22 protein-coding genes are annotated in these 24,719 nt (G+C 62.9%); 18 read left to right on the forward strand and 4 right to left on the reverse strand.

All coding sequences use genetic code 11. The features are described 5' to 3' along the window. Positions 1 to 20 precede the first annotated feature (20 nt). The 5 genes from HKD31_RS05885 to HKD31_RS05905 all read left to right on the forward strand — a co-directional run bounded on the left by HKD31_RS05885 (position 21) and on the right by HKD31_RS05905 (position 5,564). A complete protein-coding gene (locus HKD31_RS05885) occupies positions 21 to 788 on the forward strand; it encodes a DUF2076 domain-containing protein (RefSeq protein ID WP_062495939.1) in 768 nt (255 codons plus the stop codon). A 143-nt stretch (positions 789 to 931) separates the two neighbouring features. Continuing rightward, on the forward strand, positions 932 to 2,503 hold the full coding sequence (locus HKD31_RS05890) for an FAD-dependent oxidoreductase (protein WP_194264191.1): 1,572 nt from the start codon (positions 932 to 934) through the stop codon (positions 2,501 to 2,503). A gap of 93 nt (positions 2,504 to 2,596) precedes the next feature. Next, positions 2,597 to 4,393, forward strand: coding sequence for an aspartate--tRNA ligase (aspS, locus tag HKD31_RS05895; RefSeq protein WP_194264190.1), 1,797 nt, complete (start codon positions 2,597 to 2,599; stop codon positions 4,391 to 4,393). A 136-nt stretch (positions 4,394 to 4,529) separates the two neighbouring features. Further along, on the forward strand, positions 4,530 to 5,093 hold the full coding sequence (locus tag HKD31_RS05900) for a ferritin-like domain-containing protein (RefSeq protein WP_194264189.1): 564 nt from the start codon (positions 4,530 to 4,532) through the stop codon (positions 5,091 to 5,093). A 198-nt stretch (positions 5,094 to 5,291) separates the two neighbouring features. After that, positions 5,292 to 5,564 carry a YXWGXW repeat-containing protein gene (locus tag HKD31_RS05905; protein WP_024716818.1) on the forward strand — a complete coding sequence of 91 codons (273 nt, stop codon included), beginning with the start codon at positions 5,292 to 5,294 and terminating at the stop codon, positions 5,562 to 5,564. Between the two features lie 43 nt (positions 5,565 to 5,607). On the opposite strand, the gene HKD31_RS05910 is transcribed toward HKD31_RS05905, so the two are convergent. Together HKD31_RS05910 and HKD31_RS05915 are read right to left on the reverse strand one after the other, a co-directional pair. Beyond that, positions 5,608 to 6,384 (reverse strand): exodeoxyribonuclease III, encoded by a 777-nt coding sequence (locus HKD31_RS05910; protein ID WP_194264188.1) that lies wholly within the window; start codon positions 6,382 to 6,384, stop codon positions 5,608 to 5,610. Positions 6,385 to 6,388: 4 nt separating this feature from the next. Beyond that, on the reverse strand, positions 6,389 to 6,733 hold the full coding sequence (locus HKD31_RS05915; RefSeq protein WP_194264187.1) for a HesB/IscA family protein: 345 nt from the start codon (positions 6,731 to 6,733) through the stop codon (positions 6,389 to 6,391). A 234-nt stretch (positions 6,734 to 6,967) separates the two neighbouring features. Between HKD31_RS05915 and HKD31_RS05920 the strand changes: the two genes are divergently transcribed. From HKD31_RS05920 to HKD31_RS05965, 10 genes are all read left to right on the forward strand, one after another. Further along, a complete protein-coding gene (locus tag HKD31_RS05920) occupies positions 6,968 to 8,131 on the forward strand; it encodes a deoxyguanosinetriphosphate triphosphohydrolase (RefSeq protein ID WP_194264186.1) in 1,164 nt (387 codons plus the stop codon). A gap of 43 nt (positions 8,132 to 8,174) precedes the next feature. Beyond that, complete coding sequence (argS, locus tag HKD31_RS05925; protein ID WP_194264185.1) at positions 8,175 to 9,983, forward strand: arginine--tRNA ligase; 1,809 nt, start codon at positions 8,175 to 8,177, stop codon at positions 9,981 to 9,983. Beyond that, the gene (locus HKD31_RS05930) at positions 9,980 to 11,101 is read left to right on the forward strand and encodes an SPOR domain-containing protein (protein ID WP_194264184.1); all 1,122 of its coding nucleotides are present in this window, start codon (positions 9,980 to 9,982) and stop codon (positions 11,099 to 11,101) included. Before argS ends, HKD31_RS05930 begins: the two co-directional genes overlap by 4 nt. A 10-nt stretch (positions 11,102 to 11,111) precedes the next feature. Further along, positions 11,112 to 11,876: a segregation and condensation protein A gene (locus HKD31_RS05935; RefSeq protein WP_062456284.1), complete on the forward strand. Its 765-nt coding sequence runs from the start codon at positions 11,112 to 11,114 to the stop codon at positions 11,874 to 11,876. Next, positions 11,852 to 12,463: an SMC-Scp complex subunit ScpB gene (gene scpB / locus HKD31_RS05940; RefSeq protein WP_370543894.1), complete on the forward strand. Its 612-nt coding sequence runs from the start codon at positions 11,852 to 11,854 to the stop codon at positions 12,461 to 12,463. Before HKD31_RS05935 ends, scpB begins: the two co-directional genes overlap by 25 nt. Positions 12,464 to 12,472: 9 nt before the next feature. After that, positions 12,473 to 13,075: a twin-arginine translocase subunit TatB gene (locus HKD31_RS05945; protein WP_194264183.1), complete on the forward strand. Its 603-nt coding sequence runs from the start codon at positions 12,473 to 12,475 to the stop codon at positions 13,073 to 13,075. Then, positions 13,072 to 13,857, forward strand: a complete 786-nt coding sequence (gene tatC, locus HKD31_RS05950; protein ID WP_011253278.1) for a twin-arginine translocase subunit TatC — start codon at positions 13,072 to 13,074, stop codon at positions 13,855 to 13,857. Before HKD31_RS05945 ends, tatC begins: the two co-directional genes overlap by 4 nt. Positions 13,858 to 13,884: 27 nt before the next feature. Continuing rightward, the gene (gene serS / locus HKD31_RS05955; protein WP_194264182.1) at positions 13,885 to 15,147 is read left to right on the forward strand and encodes a serine--tRNA ligase; all 1,263 of its coding nucleotides are present in this window, start codon (positions 13,885 to 13,887) and stop codon (positions 15,145 to 15,147) included. Between the two features lie 12 nt (positions 15,148 to 15,159). Further along, on the forward strand, positions 15,160 to 15,903 hold the full coding sequence (locus HKD31_RS05960) for an META domain-containing protein (RefSeq protein ID WP_194264181.1): 744 nt from the start codon (positions 15,160 to 15,162) through the stop codon (positions 15,901 to 15,903). Between the two features lie 253 nt (positions 15,904 to 16,156). After that, positions 16,157 to 16,768: a helix-turn-helix domain-containing protein gene (locus tag HKD31_RS05965; protein ID WP_194264180.1), complete on the forward strand. Its 612-nt coding sequence runs from the start codon at positions 16,157 to 16,159 to the stop codon at positions 16,766 to 16,768. Between the two features lie 36 nt (positions 16,769 to 16,804). On the opposite strand, the gene HKD31_RS05970 is transcribed toward HKD31_RS05965, so the two are convergent. Next, positions 16,805 to 19,306, reverse strand: coding sequence for a helicase-related protein (locus HKD31_RS05970; RefSeq protein ID WP_194264466.1), 2,502 nt, complete (start codon positions 19,304 to 19,306; stop codon positions 16,805 to 16,807). A 135-nt stretch (positions 19,307 to 19,441) separates the two neighbouring features. Here HKD31_RS05970 and HKD31_RS05975 point away from each other — a divergent pair, with 135 nt between their 5' ends. From HKD31_RS05975 to HKD31_RS05985, 3 genes are all read left to right on the forward strand, one after another. Continuing rightward, on the forward strand, positions 19,442 to 20,329 hold the full coding sequence (locus tag HKD31_RS05975) for a ferredoxin--NADP reductase (RefSeq protein ID WP_062456300.1): 888 nt from the start codon (positions 19,442 to 19,444) through the stop codon (positions 20,327 to 20,329). Positions 20,330 to 20,354: 25 nt separating this feature from the next. After that, complete coding sequence (gene gorA, locus HKD31_RS05980) at positions 20,355 to 21,749, forward strand: glutathione-disulfide reductase (protein WP_194264179.1); 1,395 nt, start codon at positions 20,355 to 20,357, stop codon at positions 21,747 to 21,749. A gap of 80 nt (positions 21,750 to 21,829) precedes the next feature. Continuing rightward, positions 21,830 to 23,869: an FUSC family protein gene (locus HKD31_RS05985; RefSeq protein ID WP_194264178.1), complete on the forward strand. Its 2,040-nt coding sequence runs from the start codon at positions 21,830 to 21,832 to the stop codon at positions 23,867 to 23,869. A gap of 6 nt (positions 23,870 to 23,875) precedes the next feature. Here HKD31_RS05985 and HKD31_RS05990 read toward each other — a convergent pair whose 3' ends face one another. Further along, on the reverse strand, positions 23,876 to 24,700 hold the full coding sequence (locus tag HKD31_RS05990) for an alpha/beta fold hydrolase (protein WP_194264177.1): 825 nt from the start codon (positions 24,698 to 24,700) through the stop codon (positions 23,876 to 23,878). Positions 24,701 to 24,719 lie beyond the last annotated feature (19 nt).

Here is a 24,719-nt window from a genome sequence, read left to right on the forward strand (position 1 = left end):
CATCTGGAAGGATGATGACGATGAACAACGAAGAACGCGATCTGATCGCCCGTTTCGTCGCCCGTGTCGGGGGAGGGCCGCAGGTCACGGGGCCTGGACAGCCACCGGCCGCGCCCCTGCCGCCGATCGACCCTGAAGCGGACCGCTTCATCGCCGAGAACTTCCAGAAATATCCGGAAGCCCGCTATCGCGTCACCCAGATGGCCGTGGTGCAGGAAGCCGCGCTGGCGCAGGCACAAAACCGCATCCGCCAGCTCGAGTTCCAGCTTCAGCAGGCCCAGCAGCAGCTTGCACAGGTGCAGCAGTCAGGCGGCGGTTCCAAGCCTGGCCTGTTTGGTGGCCTGTTCGGTGGTGGCAACCGTCCGCAGCAGTCGGCACCGCCGCCGGGCTGGGGTTCGCAGGCCGCTCCGCCGCCAAACTTCATGCCGCAGCAGCAGTATGCCTATCCGCCGGGTTATCAGCCGGGCATGTTCCAGCGTGGCGGTTCAGGCTTCCTTGGCTCTGCCCTGACGACGGCTGCGGGTGTGGCGGGCGGCATGATGGCCGCCAATGCGCTTGAAGGCCTGTTCTCCGATCATCATGATGCTGGTGATGCCGCCGGTGGCTGGGGGGCGGGTGGCGACACCATCATCAATAACTACGGCAGCGATGCATCGGCGGCCGATCCCTTCGGCGGCTCGGGCACTGATGCCAGCAATTTCTCCAGCTCTGACTTTGGCGGCGGCGATTCTGGCGGCGGTGACTTCGGTGGTGGCGATGGCGGCGGCGGATTCGACGACATGTTTTGATTCTGTCCTCGCCAGACAGATGTTTTTCAAAACCCGCCCGGACCTGAGGTCCGGGCGGGTTTTTTGATGTTTGCCAACCGGGCGGCCTATGCTGCGTTCGCTTTCATGACTGTCCCCATTTCCCAGCCGGGAGGCCATATCCGATGTCCCAATCCGCCCCGACCGCCGATTTCCGCGATCTCTGCGCTTTTGATGCGCTCGAAGAGGGGAAAATCACGCCGTTTTCCCTGGACGGCACGCCGGTGGTGCTCATCCGGGATGGGGAAAATGTGCATGGTTTTGCCGGAAAGTGCCCCCACAAGGAGGCACCGCTGGAGCAGGGGGCTTTTTGTAAGACGGAAAAAGGCAGTGTGCTGGTCTGTCCCTGGCACAAGGCGGTTTTTGATGCGACGGATGGCAGCCTCGTTGAACCACTGGCACTCGATCCGTTGCCGCAATATCCGGTGCAGATCGTTGATGACCGTGTGCTGGTCGGATTGAAGCCGAAGCAGCGTCAGGCTCCGGAAAAACGACAGGAAAACGAAAGTGTCCTGCTTCTCGGCGCCGGAGCTGCGGCGGTCAGTGCGGCGGTGACGCTTCGCGCGGAAGGGTTTGCGGGCACCATCACGATGGTCAGCGAGGAAAAGGATCTTCCTTATGACCGCACCGCCCTGAGCAAGACCGTTCTCGTCAGCGAATCCGAAAAGGCTCATGCGCCCCCGGTTCGGGAAGAGGAATTCTATACCCAGCGCGGCATTACCCGCGTCCGCGGCCATGTGGCGCAGTTCGATCCGCAGACCCGCACGGCCAGACTACAGGACGGGACGGAACTGACGGCCGATCACGTCCTGATTGCCACGGGGGCCGTGACCAGAAAGCCGGATATTCCGGGCGTGGACATGAAGGGCGTCTATACGCTGCATCGCGAGGCAGATGCGGAGCGGATCGCCGCCATTCTGGATCCCGATCTGGCGGTGACGATCGTGGGGGCAGGATTCATCGGGCTTGAGGCGGCCTCGTCCCTGCGGCAACGCGGCGTGGGCGTGACGATCATCTCCGACAGCGAAATCCCGATGGAAAAGCAGTTCGGCCGCGAAATCGGTATTCGCCTGCGCCAGCTGCACGAAGAAAACGGCGTGGCGTTCGTCTCGGATGCGCGGGTCACGAAGATCTATGCCGAGGACGGCAAGGACGGAACGGCTTCGGGTGTGGAACTCGACGACGGCACCCGTCTGCCTGCTGCTTTCGTGTTGCTGGGCGTGGGTGTGGCACCCGCCACGGATTATGTGTCGGGTCTGGAGCGCGATGAGAGCGGCGCGATTGTCGTGAACGATCAGATGCGCGTGACCAGAGGCGGTGAGGCCGGGGTCTATTCCGGTGTGTATGCGGCCGGGGATGCCTCCGCCGTTTTCCATGACGGCGCACCACGGCGAATCGAGCACTGGCGTCATGCCGAAGTGCAGGGGCGGATCGCGGCCCTGGCCATGATGGGACATGACACACCCAACGTGCCGATGCCGTGGTTCTGGACGCAGCAGTTCGGCAAGAAGATCGAGCTTCTGGGCTGGGGGGAGAGCTTCGATAACGTGGCGCTGGAAGGCGATATCCGCGGATTCAAGTTCCTCGCGACCTATCTCAAAGACGGCAGGCCCATCGCCCTGGCTGGGGCCGGGCATGCCGCCGACATGGCGCGGGCTGCGGTCGATTTCGATGGTTTCATGCAGGAAAAGGCCTGAACGCGCCCCCGAGGTCGCAGAAAACTTGACATGAGAGGGCCGTCCCGGCTTCCTGCGCCCACTTATCCGCACAGGACGTTGAAGAGGCCCGACATGCATCCATACCGCACCCATGACTGTAGCGCCCTGCGTGAGGAGAATGCCGGGCAGATTGTCCGCCTTTCCGGCTGGGTGCACAGCAAGCGCGATCATGGCGGCCTGCTGTTCATCGATCTGCGCGACCATTACGGCGTAACGCAGATCGTCATTCCCGCTGGCACGGACCTGCTGGAAAAGGCCGAGCGCCTGCGCGTCGAGAGTGTCATCACCGTGACCGGCAAGGTCGTGGTGCGTCATGGCTCGCAGCGCAACCCCAACCTGCCGACCGGTGACGTCGAAGTCCTGGCTGATGCCCTTGAGGTACGCTCCAGCGCCGAAGTCCTGCCGTTCCAGGTGGCGGGCAACGAGAACTATCCTGAAGACCTGCGTCTGAAGTACCGCTACATCGACCTGCGCCGCGACAAGATGCACCAGAACATCATGCTCCGCAGCAAGGTCATCACGAGCCTGCGTCGCCGCATGATCGAGCAGGGCTTCACCGAGTTCCAGACCCCGATCCTGACGGCTTCGTCCCCGGAAGGTGCGCGTGACTTCCTCGTCCCGGCGCGTCTGCATCCGGGCAAATTCTACGCCCTGCCGCAGGCTCCGCAGCAGTTCAAGCAGCTCGCCATGGTTGCCGGTTTCGACCGCTACTTCCAGATCGCACCCTGCTTCCGTGACGAAGCCTCCCGCGCCGACCGCAGCCCGGGCGAGTTCTATCAGCTCGATTTCGAGATGTCCTTCGTCACGCAGGAAGACGTCTTCACCGTGCTCGAACCCGTCCTTGCTGGCGTGTTCAACGAATTTACGCCCGAAGGCTGGAAGATCACGGACGGCGCATTCCCGCGCATTCCGTATGCCGACGCCATGCGTGACTACGGCTCCGACAAGCCGGACCTGCGTAACCCGCTGATCATCAAGGACGTCACGGACGCCTTCCGCGATTCCGGTTTCGGCCTGTTCGCCAAGATCGCAGCCTCTGGTGGCCAGATCCGCGCCATTCCGGCTCCGGGTGCGGGAGACCGTCCCCGCGGCTTCTTCGACAAGCTGAACAGCTGGGCCCGTGAAAACGGTGCCGGTGGTCTGGGCTACATCATCTTCGGGGAAGAGGGCGGCAAGGGCCCGATCGCCAAGAACCTCGAAGCCGATCGCGTCGAGAGCATCCGTAAAATCTGCGGCCTTAAGGCCGGTGATGCCGTGTTCTTCGCCGCAGGCAAGGGCGATGAAGTCGCCAAGTTCTCCGGCGTTGTCCGCACCAAGGTCGCAACCGAGCTGGATCTGATCGAGAAGAACGCGTTCCGCTTCTGCTGGGTCGTGGACTTCCCGATGTATGAGCTGAACGAGGAAACCGGGAAGGTCGATTTCTCGCACAACCCGTTCTCCATGCCGCAGGGTGGCCTCGAAGCGCTGAACACGAAGGATCCGCTGACGATCAACGCCTACCAGTACGACATCGTCTGCAACGGCGTGGAACTGTCCTCGGGCGCCATCCGGAACCATCTGCCGGACGTCATGCTGCGTGCGTTCGAGATCGCAGGCTATGGCCCCGAAGTCGTGGAAGAGCGCTTCGGCGGCATGCTGAACGCCTTCCGTTACGGTGCCCCGCCGCATGGTGGTGCAGCACCGGGCGTGGACCGTATCGTGATGCTGCTGGCCGATGAGCCGAACATCCGCGAAGTCATCCTCTTCCCGCTCAACCAGAGCGGCGAGGACCTGATGATGGAAGCACCGGCCCCCGTCGAACCGGCCCGTCTGAAGGAGCTGCATCTGGCTCTGGACCTGCCGAAGCCCAAGCCGACCGCCAGCAAGTAAGCCTGACGCAGCCTTATCCGCTGTTGAGAGCCGGCATCTTCCTTTCGGGAGATGCCGGTTTTTTCATGTCGTCTGCAACACTTCGTCATTTCTATCGTTGGAGAAACAGATCCCAACCTTCAAGGCAGACACTCCAATGGCCGACGACAAGAAGAATGCCTTCCTGACAGACGTGCAGACGCTGCGCGCAAACGCAAAAAAATCCCTCGACGATGGCGCCGTGACCACAACTTACAAGGGTGACGTCAAAACAGCGATCGACATCCTTCAGGCCGTCGTGGCGACCGAACTGGTCTGCGTCCTGCGCTACACGATGCACGCCATTTCCGTCGAAGGCCTGACCAGCGAAAGCGTCGGTGCCGAGTTCAACGAGCACGCAGCCTCCGAGCGCAAGCATATGCTGGCCGCTGCCAACCGCATCGACCAGCTCGGTGGCGTGCCGAACTTTAATCCGGAAGGCCTGGCCACGCGTTCCGCGACCGAATACGGCAATGGCGGCAATCTTGTTGAAATGGCGAAGCAGGATCTGATCGCCGAGCGCGTCGTGATCGAGCATTATCAGGAACTGATCCGCTATTTCGGTGACAACGATCCCACGACCCGCATCATGCTCGAAGGCTTCCTGGCCGACGAGGAAGATCATGCTACCGATCTGCACGACCTGCTGGTCGCTCATGAAGGCAAGCCCTTCCTGAACTGATCGCGGTCCACCGGACATCTGAAAAAGGGCGCTTCCTGCCACGGGAAGCGCCCTTTTTTGCGGTTATGCGGGGATCACGAAATCCGGAAACATAAAATTATGCACTGCCCGGATTCCGCCACAGATGCGCCTCAGACGCGCCAACACAAGCCGTGCATCATCTTTCCGTGACAAGGCGTCATGAGAAGGAGAGCATTGATGCTGAAACATCTGTCAGGGATCTTGGCTGTTTCCGCCCTGTTTGCAGGTACGATGGCGATTGCGCCAATGACGGGAACAGCCCATGCACAGTTCGTGCCCTATAGCGGCCCTTACCGCCAGCCGCCTCCGCCCCCGCATGTGCTGCCCGAGCCCGTTCCGCCCCATCATGGCGACATGCGCTGGATTCCGGGGCACTGGCGCTGGAGCGGGAACGGCTATCAGTGGCAGCCAGGACATCTGACGCGACGATTCAATCTCCGTCACGCCTGATACGGGCAGGGGCCGGAGCCGTGTCTCCGGCCCCCTTGTGCTGTCAGACCGTGACCAGGACCGGAACGTGATCGGAGGCCTTTTCCTTCGCGCGCTCGTCCCTGTCGATCACGAAGGATTTCAGCCGTTCCGTCAGGCGGGGGGACAGCAGCGCATGATCGATCCGCAGCCCTGAATTCCGCTGGAACGCTGCCGCCTGATAGTCCCAGAACGTATAATGACGACCAGTGGGATGCAGGGCGCGCAGGGCATCCGTCAGCCCCATCCATTCCAGCCTGCGGAAAGCCGCCCGCGTCTCGGGCCGCACCAGCGCGTCATCCGTGGAAAGGGCGCCAGGAGCCAGATCTTCGTCCGTCGGGCAGACATTGAAGTCCCCGATGAACGCAAAGGGCTTTTCCGCATCCAGCAGAACCCGCGCCCGCGCCGCCAGCGCATCAAAGAAGGCGAGCTTGGTCGCGTAACCGTCCTCACCGCCGGAATTGCCGTTGGGCAGATAGAGATTACCGATCGTGATGCCATCGAGTTCCGCCTCGATGTAGCGGGCAGACGGATGATCGAAGCCGGGCAAGGTGTGATGCGTGACCGTAAAAGGCCGACGCCCGATCAGGGCCACGCCGTTATAGGCTTTCTGCCCCGAGGTCGCGACATGTAGCCCGGCTTCTGCGAACACGGCCGGAAACTGGCTGTTCTCGCATTTGATTTCCTGAAGGCACAGCAGATCACATTCCGGATGGCGCTCCAGCCAGTCCTGAACGTGATGGGCGCGGGCGCGGATGGAATTGATGTTCCAGCTTGCGAAAGTGAAGGGCGTCGTGCTCATCGGATCAGGCCAGCGAAAAGCTGGTGCCACAGCCACAGGACGAGGCGGCATTGGGGTTCGTGACCGTGAAATGCGCCCCCATCAGCTTGTCCACGAATTCCAGTTCGGCATTTTCCAGCAGGTCCAGACTGGTCGTATCAACGAGCACTTTCGCCCCATCGCGCTCGATGACGACATCGTCCGCAGCCTGATCCCGCTCCAGCCGGAACTGGTACTGAAACCCGTTGCAGCCACCCGCCAGAACCGCAACGCGCAGTGCAAGCCCATCGGGCTCGGGCTGGGCTGCAATGATCTCGTTGATGCGGGCGGCGGCGCTGGCGGAGATGCTGAAAGGCACGGTGTCGGACATGGGCGTGTGTTCCCGAAATCTGAAAAGGCGGCTGGACCCTGCTGGACCCAGCAAGACGGCTGCGGTCCTGATTATATGGTCAGAGCGGCGCCGAGGGCAAAGGCCGTGTGGTTGCACGCGCGCCGGGCTGGCGTAGAATGGAACCGTGATCCGGCCGGAAACGGCGCTCTACCGGCCAATGAGGCTTCGGGGCAGGGTTCACAGCCAGACGGCTCACACACAGGACATGTCTTGATGGTAGCGATCTACGCGGTACAGGACTCCGGCTCCCGGGGGCGGCTTTATCCCGAAGTGGAAAGCCCCGTCCGTTCTCCCTGGCAGAGAGACCGTGACCGTGTGCTGCACTCGGCCGGGTTCCGTACCCTGCAATACAAGACGCAGGTCTTCATCAATCATGAAGGCGATTTCTTCCGCACGCGCCTGACGCATTCGCTCGAAGTCGCGCAGATCGCGCGCTCCATTGCCCGCAGTCTGGACCTGAACGAGGATCTGACGGAAACCGTCTCGCTCGCCCATGATCTCGGCCATACGCCGTTCGGTCATGCCGGGGAGGACGCACTTGCCCTTGCCATGAAAGAATGGGGCGGTTTCGACCACAACACCCAGTCCCTGCGTCTCGTGACCGCGCTTGAAGCCCGGTATCACGCCTTCGACGGTCTGAATCTGACCTGGGAGGCGCTGGAAGGGCTGGCCAAGCATAATGGCCCGGTCAAACGCCCGACGCCCTATTTCGTGGAATACGACGCCAAGCACCATCTGGACCTGCAAAGCCATGCCTCGGCTGAAGCGCAGGTCGCCGCCATGTCGGACGATATCGCCTATCATGGCCACGACCTTGATGACGGCCTGCGCGCCGGGCTGCTGTCTTTTGAGGATATCGAAGACCTGCCGCTGGTCGGCGAAGCCCTGCGCCGGTCCCGTGAGATGGAGCGTCAGATCGGGCGGGAGGCGTCCGATCAGGCCCAGCGCGTGCGGCATGAAACCATCCGCGTGGTCATCAACCAGCTCGCAACCGACCTGACGGAGCAGACGCGGCGGAACCTCGAAGCGCTTAACCCTCAATCGGCCGATGACATCCGCCATGCCGGTTATCCTGTGGTGTCGTTCAGCCCGGAAATGCGCGAAGCCAACAAGGCCATCCGCAAGTTCCTTTATGCCCGCATGTACCGGCACTGGCGCGTCAACCGCATGGCGCGGAAGGCCAAGATCGCGGTCCGGGAAATCTTCGACATCCTCTCCGAAGATCCCGGCCTTCTGCCCGATCCGCTGCGCGGGCGGGCAAAAGCCGCCGATGACGTGCAGCGCAGGCGTCTGGTGGCCGATTATATTGCCGGAATGACCGATCGTTTCGCGATGGAAGAACATCGACGGTTGACGGACCTCTCCGTGCTGGGCTGATAGAGCCTCTGATCTGACGACGCGTTACAGGAATCGAGCTGAAATGGCCGCTGACACCACGACCCTTACGACTGACTGTCTCTTTGCCCGCACCCGGGTTCAGGTGTGCGACGCTCTGCGATCGGTCGTCCCCGGCCTGCCGGAAGAAGTGGTGCAGCGCGTCGATCTGACCCCTACGCGCGACCCGTCCCACGGTGACATGGCGACCAATGCCGCCATGCTCGCCGCCAAGCCCGCCCGTCGCAAACCCGCTGAAATCGCCGCCGAACTGGTCGAGAAGCTCTCCGCCCTGCCGGAAGTTGCCAAGGCTGAAGCCGCAGGCCCGGGCTTCGTGAACCTGACGCTCAAGCCCGAAGTCCTGCAGGGCGTTGCCGTCTCGATCCTCAAGGCTGGCGACCGCTATGGTCGTTCCACGATGGGGCAGGGGACGCGCGTGAACGTGGAATACGTCTCCGCCAACCCGACCGGCCCGATGCATGTTGGTCACTGCCGTGGTGCGGTCGTCGGTGATGCGCTGGCCAATCTGCTCGAAGCCGCTGGCAACACCGTCACGCGTGAATACTACATCAACGATGCTGGAACGCAGGTCGTCGCCCTGACCTGGGCCACATACTGGCGTTATCTGCAGGTCATCGGCACGGAGATTTCCGCAGACGATTTCAGCCCGCTGACCCCGAACGGCCTGCAATATCAGGGTGAGTACCTGATCCCCGTCGCCCAGAGCATCGCTGACAAACACGGTCGCACACTCGCCAACGCTGACGGTGGCCCGGCCGATCCGTCCGTCTGGTTCGAGACGGTCCGTCGTGAAGCCCTGACGCAGATGATGGCGGCCATCCGCGAAGATCTGGAAGCGCTGGGCATTTCGCACGAAGTCTTCGCCAGCGAAGCCGAAACGCTGGCCAGTGGTCGCGTGGATGCCGCGATCGCAAAGCTCGACAGCAAGGGCCTGCTCTATGAAGGCGTGCTGGAGCCGCCGAAGGGCAAGATGCCGGAAGACTGGGAAGCCCGTCCGCAGACGCTCTTCCGCTCGACCGAGTTCGGCGACGATCAGGACCGTGCACTCCGCAAATCCGATGGCACCAACACCTATTTCGCCAACGATATCGGCTATCACGCCCAGAAGGCCGAGAATGCCGACGTCCTGATCGACGTCCTCGGCGCCGATCACGGCGGGTACGTTTCCCGCATGCGGGCGGCCATTTCCGCCCTGACGGATGGCAAGACCGGCTTTGAAGTCGTGATGTGCCAGATCGTGCGCGTCGTGAAGAACGGCGAGCCCGTCCGCATGTCCAAGCGTGCCGGCACGTTCGTCACCCTGCGCGACCTGCTGGACGAAGTGGGCCGTGACGCCGTGCGCTTCACGATGCTGACCCGCAAGGCGGACGCGCAGATGGAGTTCGATCTGGACGCCGTCGTCGCCCAGACGCGCGACAATCCGGTGTTCTACGTCCAGTACGCCCATGCCCGCTGCCGCTCGGTTTTGCGTTCGGCCGAGACAATGTTCGGCGCGGATGCCGTAACGCCGGAAGCCCTGTGCAGCGCCGATCTGTCCAACCTGTCTTCGGATGTGGAACTGGCCGTCCTGCGCCGTCTGGCTGCTTTCCCGCGCAGTGTCGAAGCTGCTGCCACGGCCCGTGAGCCGCATCGGATCGCGACCTATTGCATTGATCTGGCCTCCGATTTTCATGCCCTGTGGAACCGGGGCCGCGAAGACACCACCCTGCGCTTCCTGCACGAGAACGACCGCGCAACCAGCCTCGCCAAGCTGGCGCTGGTTTCGGCTATTGCGGGAACATTGCGCTGTGCCCTCACCATTCTCGGCGTCGTGCCGGTAGAGGAAATGCGATGAGCCCGGAAAACGATCAGGATCGCAACCGCCCCGATCCCGGCGACTACGCCCGCGCCCCGAAACAGCCTGCGGGTGCGCCTCCCGGAGCGCGTCCGCAGGCGCGTTTTGACCGCGAGCGGCTGAGCAACGACTATGACGACGAGCCCCCGCCGCGTCGCCGTCCGGCTGCTGCCGGTGGCGCATCTGGCGCCGGTCGCCTGACGTCCCTGCTGGGAAGTGATCCCGCCACGCGCAAGCTGGTCGGCGGTGCGGTTGGTATCGGCGTCGTGCTGCTTCTGGCAGTGGGCGGCTGGTCCCTGACCGGCGGCCATCACGGCGGTATTCCCATCATCGGTCCGCCGCCGGGCCCCGTGAAGGACCGTCCGGCCGATCCAGGGGGGATGCAGATCATGGGTGGTGACGACGGCGAAACCGACATGACCGGCAATGGCGAGGCCCATCTTGCCCCCGGTCCGGAACAGCCCGACACGAAGGCGCTGGCCCGTCAGTACGGCGTTCCCCCTGGAACGCCTGCGCCGGAAACACCAAAGACCGATGCCCCCAAGGCAGATGGTGCCGCACCAGATAACGCGCCGGCAGCCCAGACGCCTGCCATCCCGCCTGAAGCCGCTGCGCCTGCCGATACGGGGCAGATGTCTCCGGGCACCGCGCTGCCTGCCACGGTTCCGGAGAAGCCGCAGGATCAGGCCGGCGAACCTGCCGAGGCGCCGAAGGCTGCAACGCCCAAGGAAGCGCCGAAGAAGGAAGAGGCGCCTGTCCATCATGCCGCACGACCGGCTGAGAAGTCGCTGCCCGCGCCGGTTCCGGACCCTGAGAATGTCGGACCGCTGAAAGCCGCCGCTCCGGCTGCGGAGAAGGCGGAAACATCGGGTGGGACGCATGAAGTCCAGCTTGGCGCGCTCGACAGCGAAGCCGCAGCCCGCAAGGAATGGGACAGCCTGCGCCATCAGGCTCCGGCCCTGTTCGCCGGCCATACGCCGCTGTTCGAAAAGACCACGCGTGGGGACCATACCTTCGTGCGCCTGCGGATCGGTGGCTTTGCGGATCTCAAGTCTGCGCGTGCTTACTGCGTGAAGCTGCACGCGCAGTCCGTCGCCTGTACGCCGGCCCAGTTCTGAGAGCTGGCGTTTGAGCGAGACACTTCATCTGACGCTTGACGGGTTCGAGGGGCCGCTGGACCTGCTCCTCGATCTGGCCCGCAAGCAGAAGGTGGATCTGGCGAAAATCTCCATCCTGCAACTGGTGGAGCAGTATCTGGCCGTCGTGGAAAAAGCCCGTGCGGAAGCGCGGAGCCTGCGGCTGGAGCTGGCGGCGGACTGGCTGGTCATGGCCGCCTGGCTCGCCTGGCTGAAATCCAAGCTGCTCCTGCCTGCCGAAAACGAAGACCCGGACGCCGAAGACGCGATCGAGCTTCTCCAGGAACGTCTGATCGAACTCGAACGGATGCGTGCCGCCGCCCAGTGGCTGGCCGAACAGCCACGTTTGGGGCTGGACGTGTTCCGGCGCGGGCAGGGGGAAGATCATACCGAAATCGACCGCTCTGGTCTGCGCGTGGACATGCCCGCGCTGATCACGGCCTATCTTTCTGCCCGACGCAGGACCGGGCGCAGGCGTGTCTATGCGCCACGCGCCCGCCGTTACTGGAGCGTGCAGGATGCGCTGTCCCGCCTCAAGCGCCTGCTCGGGACAGACCATGTTGTCGGCTGGCAGACCCTGACCTCTCTTCTGCCGGATCCGGATGAACTGGACGGCGAAGAGGGGCCTTACGGGCGCAATGCCGCTCTCGCAGGCACACTTCTGGCGGGGCTGGAACTGGCCAAGGGCGGTGCGCTTGAACTGCGTCAGCCCGAGGCGTTCGGGGAAATCGAATGGCGGGCGGCCACGCCCTCATGATGGATTCCCCAATGCTCGACCGGGCCTGCCTTCTCGTGGAGGCACTCGTTTTTGCCAGCCCTGAGCCCGTAAAGCCTGCGGCCATTGCCGAGCTTCTGACTGCCCAATCCATCCCCGTGCCCGTCGAAGAGGCGCTTGAGGCTGTGCGGAAGCGCTACGCCGATCACGCGGTCGAAATGGTGATGGTCGCAGGCGGCTGGCAGTTCCGCACCCGACCGGAATTTGCATCCGCCCTGACCAAAGTCGTGGAAAAGCCCCGTCGCCTGAGTCGCGGCGCGATGGAAACACTGGCCATCATCGCCTATCACCAGCCCTGCACCCGTGCGGAAATCGAGGCCATCCGTGGCGTCTCGCTCGGGCAGGCGGTTCTCGACGCCCTTCTGGAAGACAGTCTGATTGCCCCCAAAGGCCGCAAGGAAGTTCCCGGACGTCCCGTATTGTGGGGCACCACGGCCAGTTTTCTGGAAAGTTTCGGTCTGCCGGATCTGCGGGCGCTGCCCCGCCGGGAGGACTTCCTGCTGGACCGCGCGCCTACGGAAGCAGAAGACGATGCTTCTGCCGTAGGCGGAACGGAGCAGACAGGCTAGGAATGATGCATGTTTGACTTCAGTTTCTCGGAAATCGCGCTGTTCGTGATGGTGGCGATGGTCTTCATCCGTCCGAAGGATCTGCCGGTTGCCATCCGCACCCTGTCGAACGGGTTAAAGGCGATGCGGCGCATGGCGGCTGAATTCCAGTCCCATGTGGACGAGATGGTCCGTGAAGCCGATCTCTCCGAAGCGCGCGACCAGTTCCGGGACCTAAAGAACTTCAACCTGCGCGACCGTGTCACGAAGGCCATCGACGGCGACAATTCCATCCGCCGCAGTCTGGAACTCGGCACGCCCGCAAAAGCGTCCGCCGCCGATCTTCCGAAAGTTCCACCCGCACCGCCGCTTCCACCGCCGCCCCTGACCGATCTGGAAACGGTGCCCTATAATGCCCGTCCGCAGTTCGAGCCGGCCGCAGACATCCCCGTCGAACCGGAACCCGAGCCCAACGACGATGTCGTGGACGCTCCGTCCATTCTGCCCCCCAGCACGGCAAGACGGCTCCTGCACGAGCGCTCCCGCTGGCGGGCCCCTGACATTCTGCCGCCCGTCCGCGCCATCCATGCCGGCCGGCGCGTGACTATTGCGAGCGGAAAGGACGGCGAATGACCGATACCGACAGCATCAATGACACGCCGATGCCGCTCCTCGAGCATCTCGTGGAACTGCGCAAGCGGCTGATCTGGTCCATCGTGACCTTCGTGATCGCATTCGCCATCTGCTACCATTATTCGGGCGAGATCTACCGGTTCCTGGCGGCCCCGCTCGGCAACATCATGCGCAAGAACGGGGAGCAGCCGCACCTGATCTATACCGCGTTGTATGAAGCCTTCTTCACCTATATCCGCGTGGCCGTTTTTGGTGCGACCTGCCTTTCGTTTCCCATGATCGCCATCCAGGCCTGGATCTTCATCGCGCCCGGCCTGTATCGCAGTGAAAAGCGCGCCTTTGCCCCGTTCCTGATCGCCACCCCGATCATGTTCCTGATCGGTGCGGCACTCGCCTATTACGTGGTGTTCCCCTACGCATGGCAGTTCTTCCTGTCGTTCCAGACACCGCAGAGCACCAATGGTGGCATGCAGATCGAGCTTCAGGCCAAGGTCTCGGAATATCTGACGCTGGTCACGAAAATGATCCTGGCGTTCGGAGTCTGTTTCGAACTGCCCGTCGTGCTGACCCTGCTGGTGCGCGTGGGCCTGTTGAGTGTGGCGCAGCTCAAGCGTTTCCGCCGTTATGCTGTCGTTGCGTCCTTTGCGGTGGCCGCCGTGATTGCTCCGCCTGATGCGATTACGATGCTGAGCCTCGCCATTCCCCTCGTCGCCCTGTACGAGGTATCCATCCTCACGGCCCGGTTCGTCGAACCGAAACCCATGGCCGCTGATGAAGACTGATGACCAGACCTGCCGGAGCCCTGAACCATGCATGACCTGAAAGCCCTGCGCGCCAACCCGGCCGCTTTTGACGCTGCTCTCGCACGTCGGGGCCTGTCACCCGTGGGACAGCAGCTTGTCAGTGATGATGAAGAACGCCGCGCCGCACTCGCCGCGCTTCAGGAAGCACAGGGCGCGCGGAAGGCGCTGGCCAAGGAAATCGGCCTGCTCAAGCGCCAGAAGCTCGACACCGCCGAAATCGAAGTGAAAGCCGTGGCCCTGCGGGACCAGATCGCCGGTCTGGAAGAGCGGGCCAACACGATCCAGACCCGTATCGACGACGTGCTGAAATCCCTGCCGAACCGCCTCGATGCCTCCGTGCCGGACGGAAAGAGCGAAGACGAAAACGTCGTCGTCCATGTCCGTGGCGAGAAGCGCGAATTTGCCTTCGAGACGAAACAGCATTTCGAGCTGGGTGAAGCCTTGGGGCTGATGGATTTCCCGACCGCCGCCAAGCTGTCTGGCACACGCTTTGTCGTTCTGCGTGGTGCGCTTGCCCGTCTGGAACGTGCACTTGGCCAGTTCATGCTCGACACCCACACGACCGAGTTCGGCTACAGCGAAACCAGCGTGCCGCTTCTGGTCAATGACGAAGCGATGTACGGCACGGACAAGCTGCCCAAGTTTGCCGAGGACTCGTTCCGCACTGAAGATGGCCGCTGGCTGATCCCGACCGCCGAAGTCCCGCTGACGGCCTCTGTCATGGGCGATATCCTGCCCGCCGATGCCCTACCGATCCGCATGACCGCGCTGTCGCAGTGCTTCCGCTCCGAAGCCGGTTCGGCCGGTCGTGACGTGCGCGGCATGCTGCGCCAGCACCAGTTCACGAAATGCGAGCTGGTCTCCGTCGTGAAGCCAGAAGACAGCGACGCCGAGCATGAGCGCATGACGCAGGTCGCCGAAACGGTGCTGGAACGTCTGGGCATCACCTTCCGCCGGATGCTGCTCTGCGCGGGCGATACGGGCTTCGGTGCGGCCAAAACGTTTGATCTGGAAGCCTGGCTTCCGGGCCAGAAAGCATGGCGCGAAATTTCTTCGTGCTCGAATACGCGCGATTTTCAGGCACGCCGCATGAATGCGCGCTATCGTGCCGAGAATGGACCGGCCTTCGTCAACACGCTTAACGGGTCCGGTCTTGCTGTCGGTCGGACGATGATTGCTGTTATGGAGACATATCAGAACGAAGATGGCAGCATCGATATTCCAGAGGTTCTGCGTCCTTACATGGGCGGGCTGAACCGCATCGGCTGAGGACTTTCAGGCATGATCACGATCCGTCGTTTCGCGTTGGCTCTTCTGGCCGCAGGCACCGTTCTCGCCTCATGCCCCGCCGAGGCAGACAGCATGCGCACCCTGCACGGTGAGGCGCTGTACCGTGAGCGCATGGCCCTGCCGCCGGGTGCCGTCCTGAGTGTCTGGATCGAGGATACAGGTGCCACGCATGGCGCCCCCCTGGTCATGGCCGAGCAGCGCGAAGAGATCCATCGTGGCGTGCCCATCCCCTACACACTGACCTACCCGGTTCTGCCGCCGGGCGGACATTACGTGCTGAATGCCGAAATCACGGTCGAGGGACGCAGGCTTTTTGCCACGCCGGACGGCGGCACGCCTCTGGATCATCCCCGGCTCCTGCTGCGGCATGTGGCGGGCACGGCCATCCGCGCGCCTTACGGGACATGGCGGATCCAGAGCGTGGGCAGTCTTCATTTCGACAATACTGCCGAAGCGCCTGGCCTGACCCTGCAACAGGATGGTACGGTTTACGGCACGGATGGCTGCAACCGTCTGATGGGGCATTTTACCCTCTCAGGGCAGACGCTTCATTTCCTGCCTCTCGCCATGACCCGGAAGGCCTGTCTGCCAGCCCTGATGACGCAGGAGCAGCAGATCGGGGCTTTTCGGCCGAGCGTGACCTCATGGTCGCGTGACAGCGAAAATCATCTGGTGCTGCATGGAAATGGGTCTGCTGGCAGCACAATGGTTCTTGTCCCACAGGATGCCCAGTAGCCTTTCCAGCCAGCCATCTCTGGTCGGATTTCAAAAAAACTTTTGCTGTGTCACGCTTTTTTCGAAGGACAGGGGGGGTATCACGCCTCTTTCCCTGAAAGCGGAAATAGGACTAGTATGATCCAGCTATCTCCATATTCCAGATGGATTGAGCAAAAAGATCTTCTCCCGTCATCGCGGGAGTCCTCTGACCGGCAGAGGTTTTTTGTCGCATGGCGTGACGCGCTATTGCTATCAGGCCGGAGGCTTGGGAATGAAAACAACGATCCAGCTTGGGCTGGGACAGAAATGGACGGCATCGGCCACTGCGAAGCAGGGGGCAGGTGAGGTCAGGGAGATCATGACTCTCGGAGCCGGTCGGGTTGGTTTCCGGGTGGAAAACCAATCGCTGGCTCTGACGCAGGTCTCCGAGGCGGCGTATAGGGTATGGATCACAGAGACGGAGGCCATATTGACCAGAGATGCCATCCCAGCGGCACAGCTTTCTCCGGGGCTTGAACTCGGTCGCCGCATCCGGCTTCTGCGGGAAATGGCCGGGCTAAGCCAGCAGCAGCTTGCGGAAAAAGTCGGAATTTCGCGTTCGGCCGTTGCGTTCTGGGAAACGGGCCGCTCGGGTCATGTCGGCAAGCATCTGGGAAGTCTCGCGCAGGTTCTGGGCGTCGAGCCCGAGGTCCTGCTGACAGGGATGGCCTACAAGGCCATCCAGGCGACTCTTACTCCAGACGAAAACACGATGCTTACCCTCTACCGGCAGCTTGATCCCCTCATCAAGCTTCAGGCCCAGAAATGGATCGAGCGTCGGGTACGCAACAAGACGGACGAAGAGCAGGACACAAAGTCTGTCCGTCAGCCTAAAAGGGCCTGATCTCCCGGCCTGACAGATGTCAGGCCGGTCTGCGTTTTATGACGGCCGCTTGCGCGGTCCCCCCGGTCGCCGGTTTCCTTTTGCAGGAAAGCTGCGGCCGCCCGGCTTTTTGGGGCCGGAAAAACCCGCCCTGCTGCCCGGTCTGGCGGTATGGCCGCTGCGGCCTGGGCGGCCCCCGACGCGCTGCTGCTTCTGACTCTCGCGCATCCGGCTCTGCGTTCGCAGGACCTGCTCGATCCAGTCGTTGAGAATGGACGTGTTGATTTCTGCGTCCTGCCGGGCCGGATAGGCGTCGGGGAACCGCAGCGCGAGCCAGCGCCATGCCACCAGCCGCTTGTGCCGCTTTTCCGCCCGCTCAAGTTCCTCACGCCCGGCCTGCTCCGGATGCGGCAGGCGTCCCGTGCCTGGCGGTGGCACCGGCCGGCCCGCAGCATGGTCCGCCGCCCACTGGACAAGCCGCTGGATACCGTTATCGCGCTCGTCGATCGGACACATGGCATAGGTCCAGCGTGTCGAGAGATCGAGGTTTTCCACACCCTCCAGAGCGGCCGCGATTTCCAGCGCCTGTTCCATATCGGCCAGACGGTAATTCGGATCGTCCGCCCGCAGAACGGCGTGTTTGATGCGGGTCAGGACACCGTAAAGACTGTCGCTGCCGATCTCTTCGGCGACGGCCCGGACGATATCCGAATCCGGCTGCACGAGGGGACGCAGTTCTTTGATCTCTTCGGGCGGGGCGCTCAGCATTTTTCGCACAAAGGTCGGGCTGCCGGCGCCGGCGAGAACGCAGACCAGCCCGCTTTCATGCTTGCCGTAACGTCCCGCGCGGCCGCCGATCTGCTTGACCTCCTGGGAGACCAGATCGCGCGTCTGGCGTCCGTCGAACTTGCGCAGCGCACTGAACACGACACGGCGGATGGAGAGGTTCAGCCCCATGCCGATCGCATCCGTCGCGATCAGGATATCGGCCTCACCACTGTTGAAGCGGGCGGCTTCGGCACGGCGGACTTCCGGGCTCAGGGCTCCGTACACGACGGCAACACGACGCCCCCGCGCCATAAGCTCGGCGCGGAGATCCAGCACTTCGCGGCGGGAGAAAGCGATGACGGCATCGCTGGGCTTCAGCTCATCGAGATGCAGCGTCTCGCCTGCCTTGAGCGGGCTCTTGCGTTCGAGATGGATTTCATCCACCGGATCGTCGCAGAGTTCGGCAATGCGCTTGACCAGCGGGATGCAGTCCGGCGCGCCGAGGATGAAGACATGCCGGGCCGGGACACCCATGATGGCAGCCGTCCAGGCAGCACCCCGGTCCGGATCGGCCAGCATCTGTGCTTCGTCGATGATCGCCACATCCACCGGATTGTGGAACGGACACATCTCGACCGTCGCCGCCAGATGACGTGCGCCCGGCATTTCGATCCGCTCTTCACCCGTGGAGAGGGACGCCGGAACGCCGCGTGAGAGCAGGGACTCGCGGAATTCGTGGGCCAGCAGTCGCAACGGTGCGAGCGCCAGACCGCTCTCGGCATTCGCCAGCGCGTTGAGCGCCGTATAGGACTTTCCGGAGTTCGTCGGACCCGTCACCAGCGTGATGCGGCGTTTCAGCGCACGCGCCGTGCGGAAATGCCCGGCAAACCGGTCCAGCGCGGCCACGCGGGCAATGGCGGCGTTACCCGCCTTGTTGCCCAGATCCAGAACTTCCGGCCGGTCCTTGGTTCCGCTGCGCCACTGCGGAAGGAACGTCCGGAGCCGCTTGAGCTCCGACGGGTCGAAGAAGAACAGTTCGATCCCGTCCGGCCGCGTTTCGCGACGGGCGATGGGAATCCGGTTTTCGGCAATCCAGCGCAGGGCTTCGCGGCGCGAGCAGTGCAGGACATTCGGCAGCTCATCGAAGCTGACCAGCCCTTCTTCCCACTGGCGCAGACGCTCAAGCTCACGCGCCCTGCGTTCTTCCGCACGGGCCTGGATATCGGCCTGTTCGCGGGCACGGCGTTCTTCGGCAATCCGCAGATCGTCTTCGAAGCCGAGATCAACGCTGCCGAATGCAGCCGCGATGCTCTGGGAGAGTTTTTCAAGCTGGCCGCTCGACAGGATCACACCGGTATCGGCCAGATCGGCGCGGACGTCTTCCAGCACGGCACGCGGGGAGTCGCCCATTTCCTGCCAGCGCGTCATCAGGACATCATCAAGCGTCCGGCGCAGGGCTGGCATGTCGGCACGCGGATCATGGATGCGGGCCGCAGCTTCCTGCGTATCGGGTTTGCCGACCCAGACCTCGCCGGCCCTGCGGCACACATTCATGAGCTGGGAGGCCCAGGTCTTGCGGCGCACGACGCACAGCGCCTCGATCAGCCCGTCATGGGAAAGGGCCGCCTCCGGCCCTTCAAGCCTGCGCGCAACCTGACGCAGCAGGGCAGGGCGCTCGCGCGGCGTGATGTCGAGCGGGGTCCCGAATTCAGCCTCGGCCCGCTGAAGGGCGCGTTCGGCCGGGGAAAAAGAGTCGGAAAGAGTGGCGTCCGGCATGGAGTCGTCTGTCATAAGAGTCTTGTGCGTCATTCCGGCATGCGCTTCAACGCGCATGGGTTTCCCGAGCGGCAACGATTGGGCTAAAAGACCCGACCATTATCAGGTCCGTGACCTGTTATCCGTTCCGAACCGGAGACAGAACCAGACATGTCCACCCCGACTTTTGCCGCCCCGACTCCGACCATCGACGAGCCCCTGACCGGCCTGGTGCCGTTCGAAGGCCATCCGAAGCAGTACCGCCTTGCCGAGCCGAGCAAGGAATATGCGCATCTGTATCCCGCCAAGGTGCTGACGGTTCATCATTGGACGGACCGCCTGTTCAGCTTCACCACGACGCGTGATCCCGGCCTGCGTTTCGAGAACGGCCAGTTCGCGATGATCGGCATCGAGGTCGAAGGCAAGCCGCTTCTGCGCGCCTATTCGATCGCCTCCGCCAACTATGAAGACCACATGGAGTTCCTCTCCATCGCGGTCCCCGATGGTCCGCTGACCTCGCGTCTGCGCCATGTGAAGGTGGGCGATACGGTCCTGATCGGCCGCAAGCCGGTCGGCACGCTGCTGCTCGACAACCTCAAGCCGGGCCGCAACCTGTATTTCCTGTCCACGGGTACGGGTCTGGCGCCGTTCATGAGCCTCATCAAGGATCCCGAGGCTTACGAGCGCTATGAGAACGTGATCCTCAGCCACACTGTCCGCATCTCGGGCGAACTGGCCTATGAGAACCATATCCGCCACGAACTGCCGGAGCACGAGTTCCTGGGCGAGTTCGTCAAGGACAAGCTGCGCTACTACCCGGCCGTGACGCGTGAAGACTATGCCGTGACCGATCGCATCACCAAGCTGATCGAGACGGGCAAGATCTTCGAGGATCTGGGTATCGACAAGCTCGATCCCGAGCATGACCGCGTCATGATCTGCGGTTCGCCGGAAATGCTGGCCGACACCGAAGCCCTTCTCGAGCGTATGGGTTTCGTGGAAGGCAATATGAGCCATCAGGGTTCGTATGTCGTTGAAAAGGCCTTTGCCGAGCGCTGAGGTCTCAAAGGCACGAAAGGCCGGGATGATGCAGGATTTTGATCTGTTCGTTATTGGTGCCGGTTCGGGCGGGGTGCGCTGTGCGCGCATTGCCGCCCAGAACGGAGCGCGCGTCGCGATTGCGGAGCGTCGACACTGGGGCGGAACCTGCGTCAATCTCGGCTGCGTGCCCAAGAAACTGATGGTCTATGCGGCCGAGTATGGCCGCGAGATCGCCGATGCCCCGTCCTATGGCTGGGACGTCAAACCGGTTGCTCATGACTGGTCCACGCTGATCAGCGCGAAGGACCGCGAGATCGAGCGCCTGAACCGCGTCTATGTCTCGATGCTGGAAAAGGCCGGGGTCACGCTGTTTACAGGCGATGCCAGCTTCGTGGACGCCCATACGGTTGAAATCGGCCCGTCCGAACTCGCGCCGGATGCGTCCGTCCAGCGTGTCCGGGCAAAGAACATTGTCATCGCCACCGGATCCACGCCTACGCGCCTGAACATTCCCGGTGCCGAATATGCCATCGTCTCGGATGATGCCTTCCATCTCTCTGACCGTCCCGAGCGCGTCGCCGTGATCGGCAGCGGCTATATCGGCATCGAGTTTGCCGGGATTTTTGCGGGACTGGGTTCGAAGGTGGATCTGGTTTTCCGCCAGCCTCATCCCCTGCGCGGTTTTGACAACGAACTGCGCGCCCATCTGGCCGAACTGCTGCCGCTGAACGGCATCAAGGCGCATCCCGGTCGCTCCCCGGAGCGGATCGAAAAGGTTGCGGACGGCTATCGTCTGCATCTTGAGGGCGGTGACGTTATCGAGACGGACTGCGTGTTCATGGCGACGGGCCGTCACCCCAATCTGGCCCCGCTGAAGCTCGACAATGCAGGCGTTGCCACGTGGGATGGCCGTATTCCGGCCAAGCCCGATGATGCGACGACCAACGTGCCGGGCATTTATGCCATCGGGGATGTGACGGACACCTATAACCTTACGCCCACGGCCATTGCTGAAGGCCACATTCTGGCCGAGCGTCTGTTTGGCGAACCGGGCCGCGAATGGTCCTTTGCCACGACGCCCAAGGCCGTGTTCTTCTCCCAGCCGCTCGCCACGGTCGGCCTGAGCGAAGAAGAAGCCGTGCAGAGCCATGACGTGGACATCTATACGTCCAGCTTCACCCCGATGCGCCAGACGCTTTCGGGCCGCAAGGGCAAGACCCTGATGAAGCTGGTCGTTGATGCGCAGAGCAAGATCGTGCTCGGTGCGCACATGATCGGTCCCGATGCGCCCGAGATCATCCAGGGCCTCGCCATTGCGATCACGGCAAAGCTGACCAAGCGGGATTTCGATCGCACGATCGGCCTGCACCCCACCAGTGCGGAGGAGTTCGTGACCATGCGGAGCCTCACACGTCACGTCCCCCGAAAAGCAGGCTGAACCATCATGGCGGCGCGTAACGGTCTTACGGAGGCCCCGCAGTCGGGCCGTCACACAGTTTCTGAAAGGCAGCACCGGGCATGAAGTTTGGCTGGCTGTTTGCCCCGTCCATCACGTCCGTCATGTTTGCTCTCCGCACCACGATCGCAGCGCTTCTGGCGCTGGCGATCGCGCTGTGGATGGAACTCGGTGAGCCGCAATGGGCGGCCATGACCGTCTGGATCGTCGCCCAGAACTCTCGCGGCGAAAGTATTTCCAAGGGCCGCTGGCGTCTCGTTGGTACCGTGATCGGGATGGTGATGGCCATCGTGCTCATGGCGGCCTTTCCGCAATATCCCTGGTTGTTCCTGCCAGCCCTCGCGCTCTGGGTCGGGCTGTGTGCCGGTCTTGCGACGCTGACGCACAACTTCCGCGGCTATGCCCTCGTGCTGGCCGGCTATACCTGCACCATCATTGCGCTCGGTGCGGTCAAGGAGCCCGATCACGTCTTCAACGTCGCGATGGCGCGCGGCACCTATATTTTCCTCGGTGTGATCTGCGAGACGGCGATGGGCATGATTGCCCTGCCCAATGTCGCAGGCCGCGCACGTGAGGAACTGCGCAAGCGTCTTCAGGGTATTCTGACCCGGGCCATTCCTGCCCTGACGGCTGTGTTGCGCCAGAAGCCGGGTGCTACGGACGACCTGTCCACCCTGCTGGGCTCGCTTCAGGCTTCCAGCGACCAGATCGAATTCAGCCGCATCGAGATCCGCAGCGAGGGCAACGAAGTCGAGCACGCCTATGTCACGCTCGGGCTGGTCGCGCGCGTCCTGTCGCGCGGGCTGGGCCTGCGGACCCGCATGACGTCCGTCACGCATCAGCCCGAAGCCCTGCGGCCTTTTCTTGAAGACATGGCCACTGCCCTGGACGGCCTGCCGGAGCGGCTGCTCACGGATCGGCGCGGTATCGCGGCCCTGGTGCAGACCGAAGCCCTTCTGGCGGAGTGCCGGGGCCGCATGCAGACGATCCTGCCCCGCGACGATGAGGATTCCCTGAACGAAGGGATCATTCTCACCGGCGTGGAAGTCATGCTGTCGGATCTGTGCGAGACCCTGCGTTCCTACCGGGCCAGCGTGGATGGCGCTCCGGTGTCCGAACGCCATCGCCTGACCCGCAATCCGGACTGGCGTGCCTCGATGCGCAATGGCGTTCGCACGACCGTGGCGCTGCTGTTCGGCGCCTATGTCTGGGAAGTCACAGCCTGGCCACAGGGGGGCGTGTTCCTGACCTTCATCGCCGTGGTCTGTGCGCGTTTCGCAACCTTCGAGAACACTGTCCTGCTGAGTGCGGCTTTCTTCTACGGTGCGGTTTTCGCTGCTCTGGCAAGTGTTATTCCGGTGTTCATCGTCATGCCGGTGACGGCCAATTATCCGTTCTTCTGCCTTGTGGCAGGCTTCTTCATGATGCTGGGCGGGCTGGCGTCCCGCAATCCGTCCACTGCCGTCATGGCCGCGTCCTATGGCACGTTCTTCCCGTTCCTGCTGGGCATGGACAACCAGGGACGCATCAACGAGCTCGGCTGGTTCAACACCACCATTGCGCTTCTGCTGGGTCTTGGTGCCGGTGTGGTGATTTTCCGCGCCGTCCTGCCCTTTACCCCGGCCCGCGCGGGCGAGGTCCTGCGCTACCAGCTCAAGCGGAGCCTGCGACGGCTGGCGCTGCCGGGTGTGGTGATGGACGAATATGTCTGGATCAACGAGGGCACACAGAGCATGGAGCGTGCCGTGCGCTTTGCCGGCTCCCTGTCCAGTGAGCGGGCGGAAGCCATGCTGCGCGGGACGCTCTCCGTCCTGACAGTAGGACGGAACGTGCTGATGCTCCGCAAACTTGCAGAGCATGGAAGCCTGCCGGATACGGCGGTGACGGCGGTGGATGGGCTGGTCCGCAACCTGCTGCGTCGCAAGCTGCCCCTGACCCATACGACCGCCACGATCGATCCGACCCTGGACGAACTCTATGCGCTGGAGCGTCAGTCACAGGACCCGTCGATCCGGCATGATCTGGTGCTGGCCATCGGCTCGCTGCTGATCGTGCGCACCGAAATGCCGGTCAGCAGGGCCTTTCTCAAGGGCGCGTTCTGAAGCCCGTCAGGGTGTGGCGAGGAACCGCAGCAGGTCTTCGTTCACCCGTTCGGCATGCGTCATGAATAGCCCGTGCGGGGCGCCGTCATAGGAAATCCACGTTGATCCCGGGATGGCGGCCGCAGCTTTTTCCCCGGCGATCTCTGCCGGGACAGTAGTGTCTCCCCCACCATGAATGACCAGCGTGGGAACGGTAAAGGCCTGAAGATCAGGACGGAAATCCGTCGTCCCCCAGGCATCCACACAGTCCAGCGTCGCCATCGGGCTTGCCATGCAGGCCAGAATGAAGGTCCAGTCCAGCACGCCCTGGCTGACCGGACGATGCATCAGGCTGACACCATAGAAATCAGGAATGAAATCCTTCAGGAAGCCAAAGCGGTCCTGCCGGATCTTCTGCTTGACGCCGTCGAAGACGGAAATGTCCACGCCCCTAGGGTTGTCGGACGTTTTGAGCAGGAAGGGGACGACCGAAGACAGCAGTACCGTTTTGGAAATGCGTGAGCGGCCATGACGGCTCAGATAGCGTGCGACTTCTCCGCCGCCCATGGAGAACCCGACCAGCGTCGCATCCCACAGATCAAGCTGTTCAAGGATGACGGCCAGATCATCGGCCAGCGTGTCATAGTCGTAGCAGTTGATCGGATGGCCTGACTGGCCAAACCCGCGGCGGTCATAGGTGACGACGCGGTAGCCCGCCTCGACCAAAGCCAGCGTCTGCTTTTCCCACATGTCCCCGGTGAGGGGCCATCCGTGGATCAGGACGACGGGCCTGCCCGCTCCCATGTCCTTGACGTGAAGGCTCGTTCCATCAGTAGCGGTGATATACGGCATGGTTCTGATCCTCGAAGAC

Source organism: Gluconobacter potus, assembly GCF_015244705.1.
Lineage (GTDB): Bacteria > Pseudomonadota > Alphaproteobacteria > Acetobacterales > Acetobacteraceae > Gluconobacter > Gluconobacter potus.

Bases quoted from the DNA above. Each gene is read 5' to 3' on its own strand.
- HKD31_RS05965 (WP_194264180.1), top strand. From the start codon at position 16,157: ATGAAAACAACGATCCAGCTTGGGCTGGGACAGAAATGGACGGCATCG.
- HKD31_RS05915 (WP_194264187.1), bottom strand. From the start codon at position 6,733: ATGTCCGACACCGTGCCTTTCAGCATCTCCGCCAGCGCCGCCGCCCGC.
- HKD31_RS05900 (WP_194264189.1), top strand. From the start codon at position 4,530: ATGGCCGACGACAAGAAGAATGCCTTCCTGACAGACGTGCAGACGCTG.
- HKD31_RS05990 (WP_194264177.1), bottom strand. From the start codon at position 24,700: ATGCCGTATATCACCGCTACTGATGGAACGAGCCTTCACGTCAAGGAC.
- HKD31_RS05920 (WP_194264186.1), top strand. From the start codon at position 6,968: ATGGTAGCGATCTACGCGGTACAGGACTCCGGCTCCCGGGGGCGGCTT.
- serS (WP_194264182.1), top strand. From the start codon at position 13,885: ATGCATGACCTGAAAGCCCTGCGCGCCAACCCGGCCGCTTTTGACGCT.
- HKD31_RS05960 (WP_194264181.1), top strand. From the start codon at position 15,160: ATGATCACGATCCGTCGTTTCGCGTTGGCTCTTCTGGCCGCAGGCACC.
- aspS (WP_194264190.1), top strand. From the start codon at position 2,597: ATGCATCCATACCGCACCCATGACTGTAGCGCCCTGCGTGAGGAGAAT.
- HKD31_RS05905 (WP_024716818.1), top strand. From the start codon at position 5,292: ATGCTGAAACATCTGTCAGGGATCTTGGCTGTTTCCGCCCTGTTTGCA.
- HKD31_RS05930 (WP_194264184.1), top strand. From the start codon at position 9,980: ATGAGCCCGGAAAACGATCAGGATCGCAACCGCCCCGATCCCGGCGAC.
- HKD31_RS05890 (WP_194264191.1), top strand. From the start codon at position 932: ATGTCCCAATCCGCCCCGACCGCCGATTTCCGCGATCTCTGCGCTTTT.
- HKD31_RS05985 (WP_194264178.1), top strand. From the start codon at position 21,830: ATGAAGTTTGGCTGGCTGTTTGCCCCGTCCATCACGTCCGTCATGTTT.
- tatC (WP_011253278.1), top strand. From the start codon at position 13,072: ATGACCGATACCGACAGCATCAATGACACGCCGATGCCGCTCCTCGAG.
- HKD31_RS05970 (WP_194264466.1), bottom strand. From the start codon at position 19,306: ATGACAGACGACTCCATGCCGGACGCCACTCTTTCCGACTCTTTTTCC.
- HKD31_RS05885 (WP_062495939.1), top strand. From the start codon at position 21: ATGAACAACGAAGAACGCGATCTGATCGCCCGTTTCGTCGCCCGTGTC.
- HKD31_RS05975 (WP_062456300.1), top strand. From the start codon at position 19,442: ATGTCCACCCCGACTTTTGCCGCCCCGACTCCGACCATCGACGAGCCC.
- argS (WP_194264185.1), top strand. From the start codon at position 8,175: ATGGCCGCTGACACCACGACCCTTACGACTGACTGTCTCTTTGCCCGC.
- HKD31_RS05945 (WP_194264183.1), top strand. From the start codon at position 12,473: ATGTTTGACTTCAGTTTCTCGGAAATCGCGCTGTTCGTGATGGTGGCG.
- gorA (WP_194264179.1), top strand. From the start codon at position 20,355: ATGATGCAGGATTTTGATCTGTTCGTTATTGGTGCCGGTTCGGGCGGG.
- HKD31_RS05910 (WP_194264188.1), bottom strand. From the start codon at position 6,384: ATGAGCACGACGCCCTTCACTTTCGCAAGCTGGAACATCAATTCCATC.
- scpB (WP_370543894.1), top strand. From the start codon at position 11,852: ATGGCGGGCGGCCACGCCCTCATGATGGATTCCCCAATGCTCGACCGG.